The 22,409-nt window shown below is 67.4% G+C and carries 19 protein-coding genes; 17 read left to right on the forward strand and 2 right to left on the reverse strand.

Going from position 1 to position 22,409, the window contains the following annotated elements; all coding sequences use genetic code 11:
• The 7 genes from AC3IPP_RS10190 to AC3IPP_RS10220 all read left to right on the forward strand — a co-directional run bounded on the left by AC3IPP_RS10190 (nucleotide 1) and on the right by AC3IPP_RS10220 (nucleotide 7,853).
• On the forward strand, nucleotides 1-3,222 hold the full coding sequence (locus AC3IPP_RS10190; RefSeq protein ID WP_489148906.1) for an efflux RND transporter permease subunit: 3,222 nt from the start codon (nucleotides 1-3) through the stop codon (nucleotides 3,220-3,222).
• A 99-nt stretch (nucleotides 3,223-3,321) separates the two neighbouring features.
• Nucleotides 3,322-3,597, forward strand: a complete 276-nt coding sequence (locus AC3IPP_RS10195) for a hypothetical protein (RefSeq protein ID WP_489148907.1) — start codon at nucleotides 3,322-3,324, stop codon at nucleotides 3,595-3,597.
• Nucleotides 3,594-4,235 carry a methyltransferase family protein gene (locus AC3IPP_RS10200; protein WP_489148908.1) on the forward strand — a complete coding sequence of 214 codons (642 nt, stop codon included), beginning with the start codon at nucleotides 3,594-3,596 and terminating at the stop codon, nucleotides 4,233-4,235. Before AC3IPP_RS10195 ends, AC3IPP_RS10200 begins: the two co-directional genes overlap by 4 nt.
• Nucleotides 4,236-4,245: 10 nt before the next feature.
• The gene (locus AC3IPP_RS10205) at nucleotides 4,246-4,422 is read left to right on the forward strand and encodes a hypothetical protein (RefSeq protein ID WP_489148909.1); all 177 of its coding nucleotides are present in this window, start codon (nucleotides 4,246-4,248) and stop codon (nucleotides 4,420-4,422) included.
• Nucleotides 4,415-6,913 carry a heavy metal translocating P-type ATPase gene (locus AC3IPP_RS10210; protein ID WP_489177394.1) on the forward strand — a complete coding sequence of 833 codons (2,499 nt, stop codon included), beginning with the start codon at nucleotides 4,415-4,417 and terminating at the stop codon, nucleotides 6,911-6,913. Before AC3IPP_RS10205 ends, AC3IPP_RS10210 begins: the two co-directional genes overlap by 8 nt.
• Nucleotides 6,914-6,937: 24 nt before the next feature.
• Nucleotides 6,938-7,381, forward strand: a complete 444-nt coding sequence (locus AC3IPP_RS10215; RefSeq protein WP_489148911.1) for a DUF305 domain-containing protein — start codon at nucleotides 6,938-6,940, stop codon at nucleotides 7,379-7,381.
• Between the two features lies 1 nt (nucleotide 7,382).
• Entirely contained in the window at nucleotides 7,383-7,853 is a 471-nt protein-coding gene (locus tag AC3IPP_RS10220) for a hypothetical protein (RefSeq protein WP_489148912.1), read from the forward strand.
• A gap of 168 nt (nucleotides 7,854-8,021) precedes the next feature.
• Here the strand turns inward: AC3IPP_RS10220 and AC3IPP_RS10225 are convergent, their stop codons facing one another.
• Nucleotides 8,022-10,163 (reverse strand): heavy metal translocating P-type ATPase, encoded by a 2,142-nt coding sequence (locus AC3IPP_RS10225; RefSeq protein WP_489148913.1) that lies wholly within the window; start codon nucleotides 10,161-10,163, stop codon nucleotides 8,022-8,024.
• Between the two features lie 68 nt (nucleotides 10,164-10,231).
• On the opposite strand from AC3IPP_RS10225, the gene AC3IPP_RS10230 reads away from it, so the two are divergent.
• The 7 genes from AC3IPP_RS10230 (at nucleotide 10,232) to AC3IPP_RS10260 (ending at nucleotide 18,905) form a co-directional block, all read left to right on the forward strand.
• On the forward strand, nucleotides 10,232-10,654 hold the full coding sequence (locus AC3IPP_RS10230; protein WP_489148914.1) for a MerR family transcriptional regulator: 423 nt from the start codon (nucleotides 10,232-10,234) through the stop codon (nucleotides 10,652-10,654).
• A 438-nt stretch (nucleotides 10,655-11,092) separates the two neighbouring features.
• The gene (locus AC3IPP_RS10235) at nucleotides 11,093-11,509 is read left to right on the forward strand and encodes a hypothetical protein (protein WP_489148915.1); all 417 of its coding nucleotides are present in this window, start codon (nucleotides 11,093-11,095) and stop codon (nucleotides 11,507-11,509) included.
• Between the two features lie 112 nt (nucleotides 11,510-11,621).
• Nucleotides 11,622-12,893 (forward strand): TolC family protein, encoded by a 1,272-nt coding sequence (locus AC3IPP_RS10240; RefSeq protein WP_489148916.1) that lies wholly within the window; start codon nucleotides 11,622-11,624, stop codon nucleotides 12,891-12,893.
• Nucleotides 12,894-12,895: 2 nt separating this feature from the next.
• Nucleotides 12,896-14,149 (forward strand): efflux RND transporter periplasmic adaptor subunit, encoded by a 1,254-nt coding sequence (locus AC3IPP_RS10245; protein WP_489151058.1) that lies wholly within the window; start codon nucleotides 12,896-12,898, stop codon nucleotides 14,147-14,149.
• Between the two features lie 14 nt (nucleotides 14,150-14,163).
• On the forward strand, nucleotides 14,164-17,349 hold the full coding sequence (locus AC3IPP_RS10250; protein ID WP_489148917.1) for an efflux RND transporter permease subunit: 3,186 nt from the start codon (nucleotides 14,164-14,166) through the stop codon (nucleotides 17,347-17,349).
• 111 nt (nucleotides 17,350-17,460) lie between these two features.
• Nucleotides 17,461-18,192, forward strand: coding sequence for a HupE/UreJ family protein (locus tag AC3IPP_RS10255; RefSeq protein ID WP_489148918.1), 732 nt, complete (start codon nucleotides 17,461-17,463; stop codon nucleotides 18,190-18,192).
• Nucleotides 18,193-18,206: 14 nt separating this feature from the next.
• On the forward strand, nucleotides 18,207-18,905 hold the full coding sequence (locus AC3IPP_RS10260; RefSeq protein ID WP_489148919.1) for a transmembrane anchor protein: 699 nt from the start codon (nucleotides 18,207-18,209) through the stop codon (nucleotides 18,903-18,905).
• Between the two features lie 23 nt (nucleotides 18,906-18,928).
• On the opposite strand, the gene AC3IPP_RS10265 is transcribed toward AC3IPP_RS10260, so the two are convergent.
• Complete coding sequence (locus tag AC3IPP_RS10265; protein ID WP_489148920.1) at nucleotides 18,929-20,263, reverse strand: MFS transporter; 1,335 nt, start codon at nucleotides 20,261-20,263, stop codon at nucleotides 18,929-18,931.
• Between the two features lie 169 nt (nucleotides 20,264-20,432).
• Between AC3IPP_RS10265 and AC3IPP_RS10270 the strand changes: the two genes are divergently transcribed.
• The 3 genes from AC3IPP_RS10270 to AC3IPP_RS10280 all read left to right on the forward strand — a co-directional run bounded on the left by AC3IPP_RS10270 (nucleotide 20,433) and on the right by AC3IPP_RS10280 (nucleotide 22,407).
• A complete protein-coding gene (locus AC3IPP_RS10270; RefSeq protein ID WP_489177395.1) occupies nucleotides 20,433-20,624 on the forward strand; it encodes a metal-sensing transcriptional repressor in 192 nt (63 codons plus the stop codon).
• Between the two features lie 462 nt (nucleotides 20,625-21,086).
• The gene (locus AC3IPP_RS10275) at nucleotides 21,087-21,785 is read left to right on the forward strand and encodes a sugar transferase (protein ID WP_489177396.1); all 699 of its coding nucleotides are present in this window, start codon (nucleotides 21,087-21,089) and stop codon (nucleotides 21,783-21,785) included.
• A 286-nt stretch (nucleotides 21,786-22,071) separates the two neighbouring features.
• Nucleotides 22,072-22,407, forward strand: a complete 336-nt coding sequence (locus tag AC3IPP_RS10280; RefSeq protein ID WP_489148922.1) for an ArsR/SmtB family transcription factor — start codon at nucleotides 22,072-22,074, stop codon at nucleotides 22,405-22,407.
• Nucleotides 22,408-22,409 lie beyond the last annotated feature (2 nt).

The following is a 22,409-nucleotide window of genomic DNA, read 5'->3' on the forward strand; positions in this document are numbered from 1 at the left end:
ATGTTCAAATACATCATTGAAGCTTCCGTTCGCTTCCGCTGGTTCATCGTTCTGGCGACAGTGCTCATTTCCGCCTGGGGCCTGTTCCAACTCACCAAGCTTCCCATCGACGCCGTCCCGGACATCACCAACCGGCAGGTGCAGATCAACACCCTGGCCCCGGCGCTCGCGCCCGAACAGATGGAACGCCAGGTCACCTATCCCCTGGAAACGGCCATGGCCGGAATTCCCGGGCTGGAGAGCACCCGGTCCCTGACCCGCAACGGCTTCAGTCAGGTCACCGTCATCTTCAGCGATCGGACCGACATCTACTTCGCCCGCCAGCAGGTGGCCGAGCGGATGGCGCAGGCCAGGGAAAACCTGCCCGCAGGCGTGGAGCCCGGTCTCGCGCCGATCACCACGGGCCTCGGCGAAGTTCTGATGTGGACCGTCGACTTCAAGCCCTTCGACGCCAGAACCGCCAAGGCGGGTCGTGCCGGGTGGCAGCCTGACGGCGCCTACCTGACCCCCGAAGCCGATCGACTGACGACACCCCAGGCCCGCGCCACCTATCTGCGGACGGTTCAGGACTGGATTATCGCGCCGCGCATGCGCTCCGCACGCGGTCTGGCCGGCGTCGACGTCAACGGCGGCTATGTGAAGGAATACGCCGTGCGCCCCGATCCCGCGCGGCTGGCCAGCTACGGCCTCGGGCTTGATGATCTGATCCAGGCGCTGGACCGGGCCAACACCCAGGCCGGCGCCGGCTATGTGCAGCGCGCGGGCGAAGCCCTGACCGTCCGCACGGACGCCCTGGCCCAGACCGTCGAGGACCTGGCCCAGGCGCCCGTCGTCAACCGCAACGGGCTGGTCGTCCGTGTCGCCGACGTGGCGAGCGTCGAAATGGGGCAGGCGCCGCGCCTCGGCGGGGCCAGCCGTGACGGCCACGAAGCGGTCATCGGCACCGCCCTGATGCTCGCGGGTGAAAACAGCCGCACCGTGGCGCAGTCGGCCGCCGATCGGCTGGAGGAAATCAGCGCCAGCCTGCCGCCGGACATCGTCGCAGAACCGGTGCTGAACCGCTCCTCCCTGGTCAACTCCACCATCAAGACGGTGGCCAAGAACCTGACCGAAGGCGCGCTTCTGGTCATCGTCGTGCTGTTCCTGCTTCTGGGCAATATCCGTGCGGCGACGATCACCGCCCTGATGATCCCGATCAGCTTCCTGTTCGCCATCATCGGCATGAACCGCTTCGGCATCAGCGGAAACCTGATGAGCCTCGGCGCGCTGGACTTCGGCCTTCTGGTCGACGGCGCCGTGGTGGTGGTCGAGAACACCCTGCTGATGCTGAGCCAGCGCCGCGCCGATCTGGGGCGGATGCTGACCCGTCATGAACGGCTGGGCGTCGCCGCAGCCGCAGCGCGTCAGATGGTCAAGCCGGCCGCCTTCGGCCAGCTCATCATTCTTCTGGTCTTCACCCCGCTGCTGATGCTCGAAGGCGTCGAGGGCAAGACCTTCATCCCCATGGGCGCGACGGTCATGCTGGCCCTGGTCGGCGCCTTCATCTTCTCCTTCACCTTCGTCCCGGCCATGACCGCCCTGCTGGTGCGTGATCCGAAGACGATCCACCTGGACCAAAACGGTCAGGCGCAGGAGCATGAGACCTTCCTCCTGCGCCATGCCCGTCGCTGGATCGAGCCCGCCATTCGTGCGGCGGTTGCTCGCCCCAAGGCGGTTCTGGCGGCGGCGATCGGCGCCCTCGTGATCGGCGGCGTCGTCTTCACCACCCTGGGTCGGGAGTTCATCCCGACCCTCGACGAAGGCGACATCGCCATGCAGGCCCTGCGCGTGCCCTCGGCCTCGCTGGAACAGTCCCTCGCCATGCAGATGGCGCTGGAGCGCGTCATCAAGGCCCAACCCGAAGTGAAGACGATGTTCTCGCGGACCGGCACGGCAGAGGCGGCGGTGGATCCCATGCCGCCCAACATTTCCGACGCGGTCATCGTGCTGAAGGACCGCAAGGAATGGCCTGACCCCAAACTGGCCAAGGAAGATCTGATCGCACGTTTCGAAAAGGTCGCCTCGACCCAGTTGGGCAACAGCTTCGAGTTCAGCCAGCCGATCGAGCTTCGGTTCAATGAACTGATCTCGGGCGTCCGCACGGACCTGGCCGTCATGGTCTACGGGGATGATTTCGCCCAACTTCAGAAAACGGCGGATCAGGTGGCCAACGCCCTGCGCAGCACGCCCGGTTCCGCTGACGTGCGCGTCGAACAGGCGTCGGGCCTGCCGACCCTGACCGTCAGCGTCGACCGCTTCGCCGCCGCCAACTACGGCCTGTCGGCGGCGGATGTGTCCGAAGCGGTCTCGGCCGCCATCGGCGGCGCCGCGGCGGGTCAGATCTTCGAGGGCGACCGCCGCTTCGACGTGGTGGTCCGTCTCGCGGATGCGGAACGCAACAACCCCGCCTCCCTCGCCGCCCTGCCGGTGACGACGGCGACGGGCGTGACCGTGCCCCTGTCCTCGGTCGCCCTGATCCAGGTGGCGGAGGGTCAGAACCAGATCAGCCGCAACAACGGCAGCCGCCGCATGGTGGTCCAGGCCAATGTGCGGGGTCGTGATCTGGGCGGCTTCGTCGGCGACGCCCAGGCGAAGGTCCAGGAACAGGTCCAGATGCCGGCCGGCTACTCCCTGACCTGGGGCGGTCAGTTCGAGAACCTGAAGCGAGCCGAACAGCGCCTTGGCCTGGTGGTCCCCGTGGTCTTTATCCTGATCGGCATCCTGCTGTTCATGGCTCTGGGATCGTTCGCCGAGGCTGGCCTGGTCTTCGCCTGCGTGCCTTTGGCCCTGGTCGGGGGGGCGCTGGCCCTCTTGCTCAGAGGCATGCCCTTCTCGGTCTCGGCGGCGGTCGGCTTCATCGCCGTATCCGGGGTCGCCACCCTCAACGGCCTGGTGCTGATGCAGGCGATCCGGGAGCGGCTGCAAGCAGGCCAGAGCCCGCGTGACGCCGCGCTGCTGGGGGCGTTCAGTCGTCTGCGTGCGGTCCTGACCACGGCTCTGGTCGCCATCGTCGGGTTCATTCCCATGGCGCTGGCGCATGGGGCCGGCGCCGAGGTGCAGAAGCCTCTGGCCACCGTGGTCATCGGCGGCCTGATCACCGCCACGGCCCTGACCTTGCTGGTGCTGCCGACCTTCGCCGCTATGGCGGTCAAGCACCGCAAGGCGGAGGGAATCGAAGACTGATGAGCGGGGGCCACGAAGCACAGACCGTGCAGCGTCGCACTCTGCTGGCGGCGTTGTTTCCCAACCTCGCCGTCTTCGTGGGGCCTAGGAGTCGGCGGCGTGTCCGCCGGCTCCAGCGCTCCTCTGGCCAATACGATCGACAATGGTTCCGACGCCGCCGTCTATCTGATCGGCTTCCTGGCCTGCGACCGACACGAGCTGACCGCCGCTTCGCCTCCAACGGCGGCATTCTGGTCGCCGGCGGACGGGGGGCTTGGGCTGGAGCCGTCCTGGCCTTTTTGTCCGGAGGATCATCGCCGCCATTCGCCCCGAAACGCAGATTTGAATTCCTCCACGACGCCTGAGGCGTCGCCAAAGAAAGGAGAACAACAGTGAATGCGACCAAGCCTGATTCAAACGTCGCCAACGCCTCCACGATCGATCTTCAGTCGATCCAGCGCTGGCGCAAACTCTTCATCCTCGCCGGGCTTTTCACCTTGCTGGCCTGGGCCTCCTTGGTGAAGGCGCGACCCGCCCTTGAACATCCGGTCGAGCACCTCGGCCTCATCGCCATCATGGTTTGCATCATCGGACGCGCCTGGTGTTCGCTCTACATCGGCGGACGCAAGAAACAGGAGATCGTGTCGAGCGGCCCCTATTCGCTCTGCCGCAATCCGCTCTACGTCTTCAGCTTCGTCGGCGCCTTCGGGGTCGGCGCCTTGTCAGGCAGCCTGACGGTTGGACTGGTGTTCGCCGCCGCCTGCTGGATCGTCTTCCATATCGTCGTGGTTCGCGAAGAAGGATTCCTGGGGGCGACCTTCGGCGAGACCTACGACGCCTACAGACGTCGAACCCCGCGCTTCCTGCCCAACCCCCGTCTCTGGCGTGACGAGAGCGAGCTTTCGGTTCGCCCGGCCTTCTTTCTGCGTACGATCGCGGATGGACTGTTCTTCCTCCTGGCGCTCCCCCTTTTCGAACTGCTCGAGGGCCTGCAACAGTTCGGCTGGCTACGCGTCATGCTCCACCTGCCATGAAAGCCGGGTCATGGACCGCAAACGCCTCGTGACCTCCCTCGCCGCGATCCTCGCGGGCCTGGCCTTTCTGGCAGGCGTCGCAGTCAGGCTCGCCGCCGCGGAAGCAGAAGCTGCTCGCGCCGTCTCGACCCCAAGTCCCCTTCCCGTTCCTCCCAAGTCCTTGAAGCTGGAGCTCCGCCATGTCTGACACTGTCCGACTGGACATCCCCGTCCTGCTCCCTGAAGCGCCGGACGCGTCCGACGCCTGCGTCGAACGGCTCATCAAACGCCTGAGCGGCGCGCCGGGCCTGGCCCAGGTCCACGTCACAGGGACGGACGGCGCAGCCCAGCTATGCCTCCACTATGACCCAGCCCTGCTCGCGCCGGCGGACGTCAGACGCAAGGCCCTGCAAGCCGGGGCGGAGATCAGTCAGCGCTTCGGCCATATTGTCGGATGGGTGGAAGGGGTGCGGCACGCCCGTCACGCCCGTACCCTCGAGGCCGCCATGACCGATGAGCCTGGCGTCCTGGAAGCCGCTCTGGACGCGGCCGGCGCCGTTCGTCTGGAGTTCGATCAGACCAGGACCAGCCGTGAAGCCTTGCTGCAAAATCTTGCAGGCCATGGACTGAGCTTCTCTACAACCCCCTTCCCCGCCAGGTCAGAACGACCTGAAGGCAAGACCGGCGACCATGCGCATGATCAAGGCCGCGAGGGGAGCGACGACCATGCCGATCATGATCACGCCCACGGAGGCGTTTTCGGTTCAAACACGGAGCTCATCTTCGCCCTCGGGGCCGGCGGCGCGCTCGGCGTCGGCTTTGCACTGGAAAAACTGGCGCCCGGCCTTGCCGGCTGGATTCCGCTCGCGCTCTTCCTCTGCGCCTATGGGCTAGGCGGCTTCTTCACCGTCCGGGAAGCCTTCGAGAACCTGAAGCGGCGCCGCTTCGAGATAGACACGCTCATGCTTGTGGCGGCGGCGGGCGCCGCCGCGCTCGGTGCCTGGGCCGAAGGCGCCCTGCTCCTCTTCCTGTTCAGCCTGGGTCACGCCCTGGAGCATTACGCCATGGGTCGGGCCAAGCGGGCCATCGAAGCCTTGGCCGAACTCGCTCCACGCACCGCGCATGTTCGTCGCGGCGACCAGATCCTGGAGACCCCCGTCGAGCGTCTCGAGATTGGCGACGTGGTGGTGGTTCGTCCCAACGAACGACTGCCCGCCGACGGCTTTGTCGTCTCGGGAACGACCAGCATCAACCAGGCCCCGGTGACTGGCGAGAGCATGCCAGTCGACAAGCAGCCTGTATCCGATCCTGCCCAGGCCCGGACCAGGCCCGCCTCTATCGCTTCGGCCTCCGCTGTCTTCGCCGGCACGATCAACGGCGCCGGCGCCATCGAGATCGAGACCACCCGCAAGTCCAGCGACACCACCCTGGCCAAGGTCGTGCGAATGGTGAGCGAGGCTGAAACCCAGAAATCTCCGACCCAGCGCTTCACCGACCGCTTCGAGCGCGTCTTCGTGCCTCTGGTCCTGGCCCTGGCCTTCGTCCTGCTCTTCGCCTGGGTCGTCGTCGATGAACCCTTCCGTGACAGCTTCTACCGCGCCATGGCGGTGCTGGTCGCCGCCAGCCCCTGCGCCCTGGCCATCGCCACCCCCAGCGCCGTCCTCTCCGGCGTCGCACGCGCAGCGCGCGCCGGCGTGCTCATCAAGGGCGGCGCGCCTCTGGAAAACCTCGGAGCCATTGAGGCCATCGCCTTCGACAAGACCGGCACCCTGACGGAAGGCCGCCCTCGCATTACAGACATCATCCCGCTCGAAGGCGTGGAAGAGCGCGAACTGCTTGCCGTCGCCGTCGCTGTCGAACGCCTCAGCGATCATCCGCTCGCGGAAGCGATTACGCGTGATGGCGCTCAACGCCTCGGCGACAACTCGACACGCACGGCGTCAAGTCTGCGCAGCCTCACCGGCAAGGGCGTAGCCGCGGAGTTGGACGGCGAAACCGTCTACATCGGCAAGCCTGAGATGTTCGGCGCGGACGGCGTTGCGGCCCTCGGCCAGTCGGCAACCCAGGCCGTCGATCAGTTGCGCGCCCAAGGCCGCACCCTGATGGTCGTGCGACAAGGCGCACGTGATCTCGGCGTCATCGGCCTGCTCGACACGCCGAGACCGGCCGCCCGCGAAGCGCTCGATAGGCTGCGGGCCCTGGGCGTGAGGCGGATGATCATGCTCTCCGGCGATCATCAGAAGGCCGCGGAAGCCATCGCCGGCCAGATGGGGCTGACCGAGGCCTGGGGCGACCTGATGCCGGACGACAAGGTCGAGGCGGTCAAGCGTCTGCGGGCCGACGCCAAGGTCGCCATGGTCGGCGACGGGGTCAATGATGCACCGGCCATGGCCACGGCGACGGTGGGCGTCGCCATGGGCGCCGCCGGATCGGACGTCGCGCTCGAGACGGCCGATGTGGCCCTCATGGGCGATGACCTGTCCAACCTCCCCTTCACTGTCGGCCTCAGCCGCAGGACCCGGGCCGTCATTCGACAGAACCTCTTCGTCAGCCTGGGCGTCGTCGCCTTCCTCGTGCCGGCGACCATCCTCGGACTGGGCATAGGACCAGCCGTCGCCTTGCATGAGGGTTCCACCCTTCTGGTCGTCTTCAACGCGCTGCGCCTGCTCGCCTATCGCGATCGCGGCGGAGCGGCCTGACGGCCGATATATGGAGCGCAATCGATGAAACGCTTGAGCTGGCTCACCCTCGTCGCGGCCCTTCTGGGCGCGGCCGCCTTCGCCTTCGGCATGGTCTCCCGACAGGCTCCGCCCCGTCCCGATCGTCCCGTGGCGTCGACGGCCCAGCCCATCGACGAGCATGCCGGGCATGACGACATCCCCGGAGACGCCCTTTCCACCCGCGCCTTCAAGGAGGCCAACGAACGCCTGCATCAATCGATGAACATCCCCTGGAGCGGCGATCCCGATGTCGACTTCATGCGGGTGATGATCGCGCAGCACCAAGGCGCTATCGCCCTGGCGCGGATAGAGTTGGAAAAGGGCTCGGACGCGGACGCTAGGGGCGTCGCGGAGGAACTGATCCGGACGCGTGAGTCCGAAATCGTGCGCATGCGTCTCTGGATGGCGCGCCGTGAAGCGGCAAGCACGACATCCCCAGGAGACTGACATGAGCCGCAAGGTCATCAGCGGAGGCGGCAGGCTTTCCATAAATTGGCGGCCGGGGCGCTACGGCAAGCGCATCCGTCCCATGAAGAGGGCCCGACACAAGCCCAGGCCCGTGCTCGACGGCTTCCTCCTGGTCCTGAACACCGTCTTCATCGCCAGCCTCGCCCTCTACCTCGCCATCGCCGGCTTCAATGTCGCCCGGATCCCCGTCTACGCCGCCTACGGCGTGGTTCTGCCGTTGTTCGCCTGCGGCAGCCTGTTCCTTTCGCCTCGCGGCCGCCCTGCGGCGGTCCAGGCCGCGCTTTTCACCCTCCTATGGGTCGCCGGCTCCGCCTTCCTTTTCGCGACGCGCAACGAGATGAACCCTTCAACCCACAACCATGGCCGGCCGCCGGCCTCAACGTCCCGACCGAAGGACGCCGGGACGCCCCTGGCCGTCCCATCCGGCCGGCCTGGGCTCGAAAAGGAATGAAGCGCTCCGCCTTCTCCCCTCGGCGCGGCATGCGCGTCCAGGACGGCGCCGGCCGGCTGGCTGGCTAGCTGGCTGCGGCCGCCTGGGCAGACCGCCCGGATCGCTCGCAAGGTGAAGACCGGAACCGGCAGGGTCGCCGCCGCGCCGGCGACCTGTAGCCCGACCTCGTCATTTCGGCTTCCATCCCAGAAGGCGCATGGCGTTGGCGGTCACCAGCACGGTCGCGCCCGTATCGGCGAGAATCGCCGGCCACAGGCCAGTGACGCCGATCACCGTCGTCACGAGGAAGACGGCCTTCAGGCCCAGGGCGATGGTGATGTTCTGGCGGATATTGCCCATCACCCCCTTCGACAGGACGATCATGTCGGGAATGTCCTGGACGCGGCCGTGCAGAACCGCCGCATCGGCTGTTTCCAGGGCCACGTCGGCGCCGCCGCCCATGGCGACGCCGACGTCGGCGGCGGCGAGCGCCGGCGCGTCATTGATGCCGTCGCCGACCTTGGCGACGACAAGGCCCTCGGCTTGCAGCGCCTTGACGATGCCCTGCTTGTCCTGCGGCAGCAGTTCAGCTCGCGCTTCGACGCCCAGGCCTTCGGCGACCGCCGCCGCGGTGCGACGATTGTCGCCTGTCAGCATCACGGCGCGGATCCCCATGGCCTTGAGCCTGGCCAGACCCGCCGCCGCGTCCGGCCGCGCCTCGTCTCTCATGGCCAGGAAGCCAATGACCAGGCCGTCGACCACAACCACGGAAACCGTCTTGCCCGCAGCGTTGAAGCCCGAGATCGCCGCGTCCTGAGAGGCTGACAGCGGAGCGCGCCGGACGGCGGCCTGGGGCGACCCCAGAAAGACATGCGCGCCGCCCACGATCCCTTCGACGCCCTCGCCCGCGATCGCCCGCGCAGCGGAAGCCGGCGGGATTGGCGCATTGTCGGCTTTCGCCCGCTCAAGGATGGCGAGGGCCAGAGGGTGGCTCGAGCCGGTTTCCAGGGCCGCCGCGAGCGATACCACCTCGGCGTCAGAACACCCGTTCGCCACGACGTCGGTCACGACCGGCTTGCCGGAGGTCAGCGTCCCGGTCTTGTCGAAGGCGACGGCGGTGATCTTGCCCAGGGTTTCGAGCACGGCCCCGCCCTTCATCAGCAGCCCCCGCCGCGCGCCGGCGGAAAGCCCGGCGGCGATGGCCGCCGGGGTGGAAATCACAAGGGCGCAGGGACAGCCGATCAGGAGGATCGCCAGGCCCTTGTAGATCCACTCGCTCCACACGCCGCCGAACATGAGCGGCGGGACGGTCGCGACCAGGGCGCCGACGACGAGCACCAGGGGGGTGTAGATCTTGGAGAAGCGGTCGATGAACCGTTCGGTCGGCGACTTGGATTCCTGGGCCTCCTCCACCAGGCGCACGACCCGCGCAATGGTGTTGTCGGCTGCGGTCGCCGTGACCTCCACCCGCAGGACGCCGCCCACATTGATGGTGCCCGCGAAGACCGGGTCGCCGACCATTTTTCGCCTCGGCACGCTCTCCCCCGTCACCGGCGCTTCGTCGATCTCCCCCTCGCCTTCCACGACAGTCCCGTCGGCGGGCACGCGATCGCCGGGCCGCACGAGGATGACGGCGCCTATGGCGAGGCTTTCCGCCGGAACTTCGCTGACCTGGCCGTCGATCTCGACCAGGGCGGTCTTGGGCACCAGATCAGTCAGGCCCTGTATGCTCTTGCGGGCCCGGCCGGCGGCGACGCCCTCCAGCATTTCGCCGATCAGGAAGAGAAGGACGACAGCCGCCGCCTCTTCAGCGGCGCCGATGAAGACCGCCCCGACCGCCGCGATCGTCATCAGCATCTCGATCGAAAACGGCGTCCCGAACCGCGCCGCGGTGATCGCGCGCCAGCCGACGGGGACCAGGCCGACCGCCAGGGCGACCAGGAAGGCGCCCGTCGCCAGACTCGGGAACAGGGCGCCGAAGAGGTAGGCCGCGACCAGGGCGACGCCGCAGGCCGCCGTCAACCTGGCCTTGGGCGTCCACCACCAGGGACCGCGCGCCCTCGCATCGGACCGCGCGGCGCGTTCGCCGTTCGCCACCGGCTCCAGCGGCGCGAGGATTTCGACGCCGTAGCCCAGGTTGCGCACCTGACGAAGCACCCCGTCCGACGCGAAGCCGTCGCCGTGCTGGACTTTCAGAACCCCCGTGGAGACGGCCACGACGACATCGGTGACCCCCGGCAGCTTCCGCACCGCCGTATCGACCTTGGAGCCGCAACCTGCGCAGTCCATGCCGGTTACACGATACCGGGTTTCCAGGGTTTCCAGGATCACGAGGGACTCCTTGTTTCGAACGCCGGGCGAGGTTACTTCCTCTAGCGACTAGAGGAGCAAGCGCTAAGATGAACCGGGGCGTGACGATCGGCGAAGCGTCGAAGGCCTGCGGGATCAAGGCGCCGACGATCCGCTACTACGAGCAGATCCGGCTCCTGCCCTCGCCGCCCCGCTCCGAGGGGAACCGGCGGCTCTATGACGACGGAGACCTGCAGCGCCTGCGGTTCATTCGTCATGCCCGCGAGCTCGGGTTCGAGATCGAACCGATCCGGGAGCTTCTGGCCCTGGCGGGGGACCCCAATGGTCCTTGCGAGACAGCCGACAGCATCGCCCAGGCCCATCTCGCCGATATCGACCACAAGATCGCGCGTCTCACCGCCCTGAGGGCCGAGGTCGCCCGCATGGCGCAATGCCCCCATGGCTCCACGGCGGAATGCCGGGTGATCGAGGCGCTGGGCGACCACGGCGGCTGTTTGAACGACAGACACTAGGATCAATCTGCCGCCGTCCAGGGCGGCCTCAAGCCCGTCGCAACAAATCGGCGACAATGGCGCCGAATTGCGGGGTGTGAAGACTTCCAGGAAGGTCGCCGTCAGTCCTGACAGGCCGAGCGCGGCCGGAACGGCGCCCCGCAAAGGCGTGCGGCGCATGTGTCCCTCCGAAAACCACGGGCGATCATCTGCGCCCCCGCAGCAGGCGATCGCCCTATCCTCTCGCGCGTCTCCGCTGTCACGACGTCCACTTGGCGGGATCCGTGTCGCCGGGGAGCGCTCGCTCGGAGAGTCCCGGCGCTGAGGCTCGTATCCCTTTCGCCGGCCGACCGGGTCACGGCCGCGTCGCCGCCTCCCGGCGCTGCGACCATCGCGACGTTGCAAGGGAAACCATTTTCCCCTAACGAAATTCGATCGGGGAATTTCGATTTGCCACGCTTGCTCCGCCTCCTTTGCGTCTGCCTGGGCGTGACCGTCATGGTCGCGGTGCAGATGCATGGCGTGGTCAACAGCCAGCACCGCATCGAGCACGGTCTTCAGTTCCCCGGCGTCACCTTCGAGGACGCGTCCGACCTGGCTCACGATCATGCCCCTGACCACGGCCACAGCCATGACGCCGCCGACGATGCGCCTTCCGACGCCGCCGTCGCTGTCGACGTCGCCGATGAAGGCGGAAAGACGCCTTTCAGCCATCACCACCACAACGGCGGCGACATTCATGTCGCCCTGGCCGCGCCCGTCCATCCGATCGCATCGGGGATGATAACCGCGCTTGATCTCGGTCCCGCGCCGGACGCCCTGCCTCCGGGGGCGCTCCTCGACGCCCCTCACCAGCCTCCCAGACAGAACGCCTGATCGCCTGAAAAGCTGATCCTGCGCGGCCTCGCGGCCGTGCGCGTCCTGTTGGAGATATCCCTTGAAACCTTCCATGTCCGGTCCTGCCGGATGGCGAGGGCGAGGCGCGGCCATGTCCGCCCTCACGCTCGTCCTGACGGCGGCTTCGTCGCCGCCTGCCATTGCGCTTGTCCAATCCCCGCCGTCAGTCGAGACGGCGGGCTCCGGGCAAGTCCTCGCTCTTGAGACTGCGCTTCGGCGGGCCGCCGAAGCCGATCCGGCGCGGCCAGGCCTCGACGCGCGCCTTCGTGCGGTCGAAGCCGGCGTTCGTCAGGCCGACCTTCGGCCCAACCCCACCCTGGGCCTGATGGTCGAGAACCTGCCGACGCTCGGCGGCGGCGACATCCTGGGGCGGACCGAAACCACCCTGACCTACGAGCAAAGGCTCGAACGCGGCGGCGACCGTCCGGCTCGCACCGGCCTGGCGCAAAGCGAGGGCCTGCTCGTTGTCGCTCACGCCCGGATTGCGCAACTGGACCGCCTGGAGGCGGTGCAGCGCGCCTGGGCCGACGTCATGGCGGCTGACGCCCTGCTGGAGATCGCCCGCGAACGGCTTTCGCTGGCCGAGCGCTTCCAGACCGAGGTGCAACGTCGGGTCAACGCGGCCCGAGACCCGCTGTTCGCCGGAGCCCGCGCCGAAGCCGAACTCGCCCAGGCCCAGATCGATTTCGATCAGGCCGAGATTGCGCTTCGCGTGGCGCGCATCGTCCTGGTCAAGTTCTGGGACGGAGGCGCCGACTTTACTCTGATGCGTTCCGACTTCGAGGACACCAGCGCCGCGCGCGTCGCCGCCGGCGAGGTCGCATCGACGGACCTGGAGGCGTTTCGCGCCCGTCAGGCCATCTCCGACGCCCAGGTTCGGCTGGAGGAAGCCCGCGCCGTGCCTGATCCCACGGTCAGCGTCGGCGTCCGGCACATCTGGGACAACGAGGTCGCCCTCGTCTTCGGCGGATCAATCCCGCTGCAGCGTTATGATCGGAACCAGGGCGCCATCGACCGCGCCCGCGCCGAAGGGGCAGCCGCTCAAGCCGACCAGAACGCACTGCGACAGGAACGCGAACGCGAGATCGCCCGCCTGCAGGTCCAACTGCTGGCGCGGGCGAACGAAGCCCGGCGCATCGCCGAGGAAACCCTGCCGCAGGCGGAGCGCGCCGTGACCCTCGTCCGGGACGGCTTCGCGCGCGGGGGCTTTACCTACAACGACGTGATGAGCGCTCACACGGCCCTGCTGCAGACCAGGGCCCGCCGCGTCACGGTGCTGCAGACCTTCCACAACGACCGCGCGCGGCTGGACCGCCTGACCGGCGCGCACGCCGACCTGCTCGGCCTGGAGACCCAACCATGAAGATGTCCCGCACTTCAGCGACCGCGCTGGGCGGCGTCCTGACCGCCGTGGCCCTGTCGCTGGCCGCCTGCAGCGGCGGTGATCAGGCCGCCAAGCCCGAGGGCGAAGCGGCCGCCGCCGCCGACTACGAGCGCGGACCGCACAACGGCCGTCTGCTTCGCGACGGTGATTTCGCCATCGAGGTCACCATCTTCGAAGAAGGACCGGAGCCGCTGTTCCGACTCTACCCCTATCTGAAGGACAAGCCGCTCGACCCGAAACTGGTCCAGGCCGGCATCGCCCTGACCCGCCTCGGTCCGAAGGTGGATCGCTTCACCTTCACGCCGGAGAACGACTATCTGGCCAGTCCGGGCGTGGTGTCCGAGCCCCACTCCTTCGACGTCTCGGTCACCGCCACGCAGGCCGCCAAGCGTTCAGCCTGGTCCTATCAGTCCTATGAGGGCCGGACCGTCATCGGCGCCGAGGCCGCGCGTGCGGGCGGCGTCACGACCCAGCAGGTCGGTCCCGCCGTCCTGGGCGAGACCCTGCCGCTGAGCGGTCGGGTCGAGATCACGCCCGAAGGCCAGGCCGAGGTGCACGCCCGCTATCCGGGCCGCGTCATGTCCATGAGCGTCCAACTGGGGCAACGCGTCTCGCGCGGCCAGGTCGTCGCGCGCGTGGAATCCAGCGAGAGCCTTCAGACCTATTCGGTCACGGCCCCGATCTCCGGCGTGATCACCGCCAAGACCGTCAACCCAGGCTCGATCACCGGCAATGGCGCCCCCATGCTGGTGATCGGCGATCCGACCCGCCTGCACGCGGAGTTCTTCCTCTATCCGCGCGACGCCGAACGGGTTCGTGTCGGCCAGCGGGTTGAACTGAAGAGCCTCGCCGGCGAGCACACGGCCAGCGGGGTCATCAAGGCGATCCTGCCGTCGGACGACGTCCTCAGCCAGACCCTCGTCGCCCATGTCGAACTGCCCTACCAGGGCGGCGTCTGGCGGCCCGGCCTGGGCGTGTCGGGCATGGTCCAGGTCGGCGAAGGCGAGGTTCCGCTGGCGGTGCGCACCAAGGCGCTCCAGCCGTTCCGCGACTTCACCGTGGTCTACGCCAAGGTCGGCGACACCTATGAGGTGCGTATGCTCGACCTGGGCCGCCGCACCGAAGAATGGACCGAGGTCCTGGGCGGCATCGCGCCGGGCACGACCTACGTCGTCGACGGCGCCTTCCTCATTCGCGCGGACATCGAGAAGTCCGGCGCGAGCCATGACCACTAGGGGGATGGGGCATCATGCTTGAACGCATCATCAGCCTGTCGATCCGGCATCGCTGGGTCGTGCTGGCCCTGGTCCTGGTGTCAGCCGTCATCGGCGTCTGGAGCTTCCAGAAGCTGCCGATCGACGCCACGCCCGACATCACCAACATCCAGATCCAGATCAATACGGAAGCGCCGGGCTATTCGCCGCTCGAAGCCGAGCAGCGCGTCACCTTCCCGGTCGAAACGGCCGTGGCCGGCGTGCCGGGTCTGTCCTACACCCGCTCGGTCTCGCGCTACGGCCTGAGCCAGGTCACGGTCGTGTTCGAGGACGGAACCGACATCTACCGGGCGCGCCAACTGGTCAACGAGCGGCTGCAGACCGCGCGCGACCAGATGCCGGCCGGGCTGTCGCCGGAACTGGGGCCGATCGCCACGGGCCTGGGCGAAATCTTCATGTACACGATCGAGGCCAGGCCAGGCGCCCGCAAGGCGGACGGCACGCCCTACACGCCTGAAGACCTTCGCACCCTGCAGGACTGGGTGATCCGCCCGCAGATGCGCAACACGCCCGGCGTCACCGAGGTCAACACCATCGGCGGCTTCGAGCGTCAGTATCACGTCACGCCCCGCCCCGAGCGTCTCGCCGCCTATAGCGTGACGATGGACGAGGTCGTGTCGGCGCTGGAGCGCAACAACGCCAATGTCGGCGCCGGCTATGTCGAACGCTACGGCGAGCAGTGGCTGATCCGCGTGCCGGGTCAGGCCGCCACGGCGCAGGACCTGTCCAACATCGTCATCACCACGCGCGGCGGCGTTCCCGTCCGTATCGCGGAGGTGGCCGAGGTCGGCCTGGGCGAAGAACTTCGCACCGGCGCCGCAACCGAGAACGGCAAGGAGACGGTGCTGGCGACCGTCCTGATGCTGGCCGGCGAGAACAGCCGCGTCGTCGCAAAAGCCGCGTCGGCCCGTCTTCAGGAAGCGGCGAGAGCCCTGCCGGACGGGGTGATCGCTTCACCCGTCTATGACCGCACCGACCTGGTCGAGCGCGCCATCAAGACGGTCGAGAAGAACCTGATCGAGGGCGCCCTGCTCGTGGTCGTGGTTCTGTTCCTGCTGCTGGGGAATTTCCGAGCGGCCCTGATCACGGCGGCGGTCATCCCCATCACCATGCTGATGACCATCACCGGCATGGTGCGCACGGGCGTCTCGGGCAATCTGATGAGCCTGGGCGCGCTGGACTTCGGCCTGATCGTCGACGGCGCGGTCATCATCGTCGAAAACTGCCTGCGTCGTTTCGCCGAGGCCCAGCATCAACAGGGCCGTCTGCTGACCCGCGAGGAGCGCTTCTCCCTGGCGGGGCAAGCCTCCAGCGAAGTGATCCGGCCGTCGCTGTTCGGCGTCCTGATCATCACCCTGGTCTATGTCCCGATCTTCGCCCTGGACGGCGTGGAGGGCAAAACCTTCCACCCCATGGCCATCACCGTGGTGATCGCCCTGACCGGCGCCCTGATCCTGTCGCTGACCTTCGTGCCGGCGGCTGTGGCGATGTTCGTCACGGGCAAGGTTCAGGAGAAGGACAGCTTCCTGATGCGCTGGGCGCGCACCAGCTACCAGCCGGCGCTCGACTTCGCCCTGAGGACGCGCGTGGCGATGGTGGCGATCGCCATCGCCCTGGTCGCGGGCGCGGCCCTGGTCGCTTCGCGCATGGGTTCGGAGTTCGTGCCGAACCTGGATGAGGGCGACATCGCCATGCACGCCCTGCGTATTCCGGGCACCAGCCTTAGCCAGGCCATCGAGATGCAGACCGTTCTCGAAGCCCGTCTGGCCAAGTTCCCGGAGGTCGAACGGGTCGTCGCCAAGATCGGCACGGCGGAGGTCGCCACCGACCCGATGCCGCCCTCGGTCTCGGACACCTTCATCCTGCTGAAGGACCGCAAGGCATGGCCCGATCCCCGCAAACCGAAACTCCAGCTCGTTCGCGAGATGGAAGAGGCGGTGAACGAGGTGCCCGGCAGCAAGTACGAGTTCACCCAGCCTATCCAGATGCGGTTCAACGAACTGCTGTCCGGGGTTCGCTCCGACGTGGCCGTCAAGGTCCACGGGGACGACCTGGACCAGCTTGTGGCGCTCGGTTCCCAGATCGAGGAGATCGTCGGCTCCGTTCGCGGCGCCGCCGACCCTCAGTCCGAGCAGGTCACCGGCCTGCCCATGCTGCAGATCACGCCCAACCGGGACGCCATCGCGCGCCTGGGCCTGAGCATCGATGACGTCCAGTCGGTGATCTCCACCTCCATGGGCGGGGCCACGGCGGGGCAGATCTTCGAAGGCGACCGACGTTTCGACATCGTCGTCCGCCTGCCCGAAGACCTGCGCCGCAACACCGACGCCATCGGCCGCATCCAGGTGCCGCTGCCTGGCGCCAATGGTCAGCCGCGCGGCTTCGTGCCGCTCAGCGAGATCGCCGTGATCGCGCTGGAGACCGGCCCGAACCAGATCAGTCGCGAAGACGGCAAGCGCCGGATCGTCGTCACCGCCAACGTCCGCAATCGCGACCTCGGCTCCTTCGTCGGCGAGGTCCGTGAGCGGGTGGACCAGGAGGTCGATCTGCCCGCGGGCTACTGGGTCTCCTACGGCGGCACGTTCGAACAACTGATCTCGGCCGCCAAGCGGTTGCAGCTGGTCGTGCCGGCGGTCCTGCTGCTGATCTTCGGTCTGCTGTTCGCCCTGTTCCGCTCCTGGCGGGACAGCGCCATCGTCTTCTCCGGCGTGCCCCTGGCGCTGACCGGCGGGGTGGCGGCGCTGGCGCTGCGGGGCCTGCCCCTGTCGATCTCGGCCGGCGTCGGCTTCATCGCCCTGTCGGGCGTGGCCGTGCTGAACGGGGTGGTGATGGTCAGCTTCATTCGAGGTCTGATCGAAGAGGGCAAGCCCGTCGGACAGGCCATTCGAGAAGGGGCGCTGACGCGACTGCGCCCGGTGCTCATGACGGCCCTGGTCGCCAGCCTCGGCTTCGTGCCGATGGCGGTCAACGTCGGCACCGGCGCGGAGGTCCAGCGTCCGCTGGCCACCGTGGTCATCGGCGGGATCGTCTCCTCGACGATCCTGACCCTGCTCGTGCTCCCGGCCCTCTACAGCCTGGTGCACGGGCGTGACGCCCCGAGCGACCGGCCCAGGCCCGCCTGGCTGGACCACCTGCCCTTCCGCCGTCGTCGCACGCTCTGAGGCGACCGGCCGCCCCGCCAGGGGCGGCCGGTCATCAGCGCCCCTCCCTCTTCGTCGACGGCCGCCGATGATGGCGACCGTCGCTTCTCCCCTTCAATCGCAAGGATGCACATGACTTCCGCACCCTGCCGCGACCGACTGTCGTGGCTTCGATCACCCTGGACCCTGGCGGTCCTGGTGGTCGGCCTTCTCTTCCTTGAAGGCCTGCTCAGCCAGGTCCTCGCCCACGGCGTCGCCGAGGGTGACAAGGGCTACATCCAGGAGACCTCCGGCTTCCTGTTCTGGCCCTTCGTCTATCTGGGGGCCAAGCACATGGTCACCGGCTACGACCACCTGCTGTTCCTGTTCGGCGTGATCTTCTTCCTCTACCGGATGAAGGACATCGGCATCTATGTGACGCTGTTCGCCATCGGCCACTCGTCGACCCTGCTGCTCGGGGTGCTGATGAACATCAATGTCTCCAGCTATCTGGTCGACGCCATCATCGGCCTGTCGGTCGTCTACAAGGCCCTGGACAATATGGGCGCCTATCAGAGGTGGTTCGGCTTCCAGCCCTCCACCAAGGCGGCCACGATGATTTTCGGCCTGTTCCACGGCTTCGGCCTGGCCACCAAGCTGCAGGACTTCCAGCTCTCGCCCGACGGCCTGCTGTGGAACCTCGTCGCTTTCAACATCGGCGTCGAGATCGGACAACTGCTCGCCCTGGGCGGCATCCTCATCCTGATGGGTTTCTGGCGCCGCACGGACGGCTTCTGGAAGCACGCCTACCTCACCAACGTCGTGCTGATGACGCTCGGCTTCATTCTGACGGGCTATCAGCTCGTCGGCTTCTTCGTCATGTGATCGGAGACACCCTCATGTACAACGCAAACCGTCCCGCCAAAGCCGACCTGCCCTCCACGGCCCAACTGCTGAAGTCCACCGGCATCGCCGCCGTCGTCGCCTCCGTCCTGCTGGTCACCGTCGTCCTTCCCGCCGAATACGGCGTCGATCCCACCCGCATCGGTTCGGTGTTCGGCCTGACCGAAATGGGCCGGATCAAGCGCCAACTCGCCGAGGAAGCGGCGGCCGACGCCGCAGCCGACGCGGCCGCGGCTGTTTCTCAGGCCTCGTCTCCCGCAGCCGCATCCCCGACCGCCCCGCCGGCCGAAGCGGCCCCTGTGCCGCAGACTCCGTCGGCGGCGTCCCCCAACGCCGCTTCAACGACGCCCTCGGCGTCATCCCCCGCAGCCCAACCCGCCGCAAAATCCGACCGCACCTCGATCACGCTCGAGCCGGACGAAGGCGCGGAGGTGAAGCTGGTCATGAAGAGCGGCGCACGGGCCAACTTCACCTGGGCGTCCGACGGCGGGGCCGTGAACTATGACACGCACGGCGACGGCGCCGGCATATCCTACCATGGCTACGGCAAGGGTACGGAGCAGCGCCTAAGCGGCGTGCTGACCGCCGCTTTCGACGGCAAGCACGGTTGGTTCTGGCGCAATCGCACGGATGAAGCCGTCACGATCACCCTGACCACCTCGGGCGATTATGAGAAGGTCGAGTTCATAGACTGAGGCTCGTCGCGCCGCCTTTCGCCTCAGCGTGCGGAAGGCGGCCACCTCCGGTGATGGTCGTCGATCACGACCGGGTGGGCGTGGGCGGTGGCCGCGGCGTCGCGGCGCATCCCTTCATCAAGGTGTTCATGATCCGGCTCCAGATCGGCGTGATCATGCAGCAGATTCAGCGGATCATGCGCAGGCCAGATGACGAGCGCCAGGATCGCGCCGAGACCGCTCAGCGCCGCCAGCACGATGAAGGCCGCCTGAGGATCCGCCTCGGCCGACACCAGGCCCGCAACGGGATAGGCGATCAGCCAGCAGGCGTGCGACAGGGCGAACTGGGCGGCGAACAGCGCAGGCCGTTCACCGGCCGTCGATGACCGCCGCAGGGCGCGGCCCGCCGGCGTAATGGTCAGGGAATAGCCGAACCCCATGACGATCCAGAGTGCAATCAGCACCGGGTAGCTTCGGGCGAACAGCGCGCCGGCGATCAGCACCGCCGTCATCAGCAGGGCGCCTGACACCATGGCGCTGCGATCCGTCACGCGCTCCAGCACCTTCGGCAGGAATACGGCCGCCGTCATCGACCCGCCGCCGAACGCCGCCAAGGCCCAAGCCGTCGCCTGCTGCGACAGGCCGAAGTTCGACTGCACCAGGACGACGGTATTGACGAAGACCATGGCGCCCCCCGCCGCCGTCGCCAGACTGACCGCCAGCAGTCCGCGCAGTCGGGGCGTCAGGACGAACAGCTTCACGCCGCCGGTGAGACGGCGCAGGAAAGGCAGGGTCTGGGCCGTCGAGAGCCGAGGCAGAACCGCCGTCACCACGAACCCGGCGGAGAGGATGAAGCCGAGCGCCGTGCCGACGAACAGGTTGTGATAGCTGATGACGGACAGCAGCACGGCCGCCAGCACCGGGCTGGCGACGCTCTCCAGATCGGCGGCCAGTCGGGAAAGCGACAGGGCCTTGGTGTACTCGCCCTCATCCTCCAGCAGGTCAGGGATCATGGCCTGGAAGGCCGGCGTGAAGGCGGCGGAGGCGACATAGAGCACCGTCATCAGGCCATAGACCTGCCAGGCTTCGTTGACGAAGGGCAAGGAGGCCGCCACGGCGGCGCGCACCACGTCCAGTGAAACCAGCAGGGTCTTGCGCGGCAGCCTGGAGGCCAGGGCGCTGGCGAAGGGCGCCACGCCGACATAGGCGATCATCTTGATCGCCAGGGCGATCCCCAGGACTTCGCCCGCTCCGGCGCCCGCCAGATCATGGGCCAAGAGGCCCAGAGCCACGGTCGCCATGCCGGTCCCCAGCAGGGCCGCGACCTGGGCGATGAACAGGTGACGATAGGCGGCGTGCTTGAGCGGCGAGAACATCATGGGTCTTTCCAAGGCGGCGGCTTCACACGCCTCCTGCGGTCCTTCATCATTTGACATATCCCTACCGGGGGGATAGGTCAAACCCATGGCACACATCTCTCATGCGTCGCACCCCGACGTCATCAAGCGCCTCAAGCGGGCGGAAGGTCACATTCGGACTGTCATCCAGATGATGGAGGACAAGCGCGCCTGCCTTGATCTCGCCCAGCAGCTTCACGCTATTGAAAAGGCGGTTGCGGCCGCAAAGAAGACCCTGATCCACGACCACATCGATCACTGCCTGGCGCATGCCGCTGACGGCGATCCTGTCGAAGCGCGACAGGCGATGGCGGAATTCCGAGAGATCACGAAATACCTGTGACAGGTCTGCAGGCGGCCCGGCTGACGAGCCGCAGCCCATATCGCCACGCGGCGAACTGGAAACGGCCCGGTCAGCCCGCAGGAGGGCGATAGACGGGAAACCGGGCCGTCGCCTCGATCCGGAGGGCGAAAGAGGGTTCTCCGCAACGCCGCGGGTCTATCCGAGGTTCCTCCTCCCGATTTGGCGTCCCTCCGTCGAGCGCGTGAGCGGATCGATTGAAGGACCAGAGCGCGTCTTCCTTCCCCTGCCCCGGCCCGACCACCAGCGGCTTCACGCGCCTCATCGGGCAGATCGCCCAGCAAGTCGTTCGACATCCCAAAGTCGAAATGAAGCGACCGTCGCCGGTCGTCGCGTGACTGGGAAAGCCACACCAAACCCCACGCCCCACAGCCTCGGAAGGCTGCGAACCTTTGCCCGCCGAACAGCGTTAACGAGCTATTAACGTCGCCGGCAAGGGTGGCCATGATGGACTTGAGCGTCTCAACGGCGCCGGGCGTTGCCGGACACCTCCCTTCGGCGAAGATCGCGCATCTCCGCCTCCCCTTGATCAGTGACGGGCAGCGGGTGCGCGCCCTCGACATCCTCCTCTCCCTGGCGGCCCTCTGGCTGATCGCCCCCCTGCTTCTGGTGGTCGCGGCGCTGATCTATCTGAGCGACGGCGGCGCGCCGATTTTTCGACACGCGCGGGTCGGCAAGGATGGTCGGATCTTCGGCTGCCTGAAGTTCCGATCCATGATCTGCAATGCCGATGCGGCGCTGGAGGACCTGCTGAAGTCCAATCCCAACGCCCGGGAATCCTGGGAGCGGGACCACAAGCTGCATCGCGACCCGCGCGTCACCCGACTGGGCAAGTTCCTGCGCAAATCCAGCCTCGACGAACTGCCGCAACTGCTGAACGTGCTGCAGGGCGACATGAGCATCGTCGGTCCGCGCCCCATCGTGGCGGGCGAGATCGAACGGTACGGCGGCTACTTCCAACACTATTGCGCGGTGCGGCCCGGCATCACGGGCCTGTGGCAGGTCAGCGGGCGCAACGACATGAGCTATCGTCGGCGGGTGGCCTGCGATGTCCTCTATGCGCGAAACAAGTCGCTTCGGACCGATCTCAAGATCATCGTGGCGACCCTGCCCGCGGTCACCTCGGGTCGCGGCTCCTACTGATCGCCTGCTAGCCGGCGGCGATGCAATATTTCTTACTCGCTCCCGTACTGGCCAATACGCATTCACGAGCCCCCTCACCTCGAACTAATTGGATCGAAGCGCGAATATTTTTCGGGAGCCCGCGACTCGGTCCTGGACGGCGGAGCCCGACCAGGCTGAGACGGCGCACGCCCGGAGTGAAGTGCGCTCCCCACAGCGGATCCCATGCGGATCACGGGCAGTCTTGTCTGGATCGGCAGGCCAGAGCCCGACTTGCGTGCGCTAACAATTCTATTATCTTGGAACTATGGAATCAGAATCCGCCATCCTTGCTCTGGCCGCCCTGGCGCAGCCGACGCGCCTTGAGACCTTCCGCCTGCTGGTCCGACACGAACCCGACGGCCTGCCGGCCGGCGAGATCGCGGACGCCCTGGCCGTGCCGGCCAACACCATGTCGGCGCACCTCGGCGTCCTGTCCCGCGCCGGTCTGATCAGTTCGGAGCGTCGCAGCCGGTCGATCATCTACCGGGCGAACCTCGATCGCCTCCGGGGGCTGGTCCTGTTCCTGCTGAAGGACTGCTGCCAGGGCCGCGCCGAACTGTGCGAGCCCCTGCTGGCCGAACTCTCGCCCTGCCGCGCCTGAGG

The organism is Brevundimonas sp. KH_060 (assembly GCF_057838275.1).

Coding starts and splice junctions, on each gene's coding strand:
- AC3IPP_RS10190 (WP_489148906.1), top strand. CDS start 1: ATGTTCAAATACATCATTGAAGCTTCCGTTCGCTTCCGCTGGTTCATC.
- AC3IPP_RS10205 (WP_489148909.1), top strand. CDS start 4,246: ATGGACCGCAAACGCCTCGTGACCTCCCTCGCCGCGATCCTCGCGGGC.
- AC3IPP_RS10210 (WP_489177394.1), top strand. CDS start 4,415: ATGTCTGACACTGTCCGACTGGACATCCCCGTCCTGCTCCCTGAAGCG.
- AC3IPP_RS10215 (WP_489148911.1), top strand. CDS start 6,938: ATGAAACGCTTGAGCTGGCTCACCCTCGTCGCGGCCCTTCTGGGCGCG.
- AC3IPP_RS10220 (WP_489148912.1), top strand. CDS start 7,383: ATGAGCCGCAAGGTCATCAGCGGAGGCGGCAGGCTTTCCATAAATTGG.
- AC3IPP_RS10230 (WP_489148914.1), top strand. CDS start 10,232: ATGAACCGGGGCGTGACGATCGGCGAAGCGTCGAAGGCCTGCGGGATC.
- AC3IPP_RS10240 (WP_489148916.1), top strand. CDS start 11,622: ATGTCCGCCCTCACGCTCGTCCTGACGGCGGCTTCGTCGCCGCCTGCC.
- AC3IPP_RS10245 (WP_489151058.1), top strand. CDS start 12,896: ATGTCCCGCACTTCAGCGACCGCGCTGGGCGGCGTCCTGACCGCCGTG.
- AC3IPP_RS10250 (WP_489148917.1), top strand. CDS start 14,164: ATGCTTGAACGCATCATCAGCCTGTCGATCCGGCATCGCTGGGTCGTG.
- AC3IPP_RS10255 (WP_489148918.1), top strand. CDS start 17,461: ATGACTTCCGCACCCTGCCGCGACCGACTGTCGTGGCTTCGATCACCC.
- AC3IPP_RS10260 (WP_489148919.1), top strand. CDS start 18,207: ATGTACAACGCAAACCGTCCCGCCAAAGCCGACCTGCCCTCCACGGCC.
- AC3IPP_RS10265 (WP_489148920.1), bottom strand. CDS start 20,263: ATGATGTTCTCGCCGCTCAAGCACGCCGCCTATCGTCACCTGTTCATC.
- AC3IPP_RS10270 (WP_489177395.1), top strand. CDS start 20,433: ATGATGGAGGACAAGCGCGCCTGCCTTGATCTCGCCCAGCAGCTTCAC.
- AC3IPP_RS10275 (WP_489177396.1), top strand. CDS start 21,087: ATGATGGACTTGAGCGTCTCAACGGCGCCGGGCGTTGCCGGACACCTC.
- AC3IPP_RS10280 (WP_489148922.1), top strand. CDS start 22,072: ATGGAATCAGAATCCGCCATCCTTGCTCTGGCCGCCCTGGCGCAGCCG.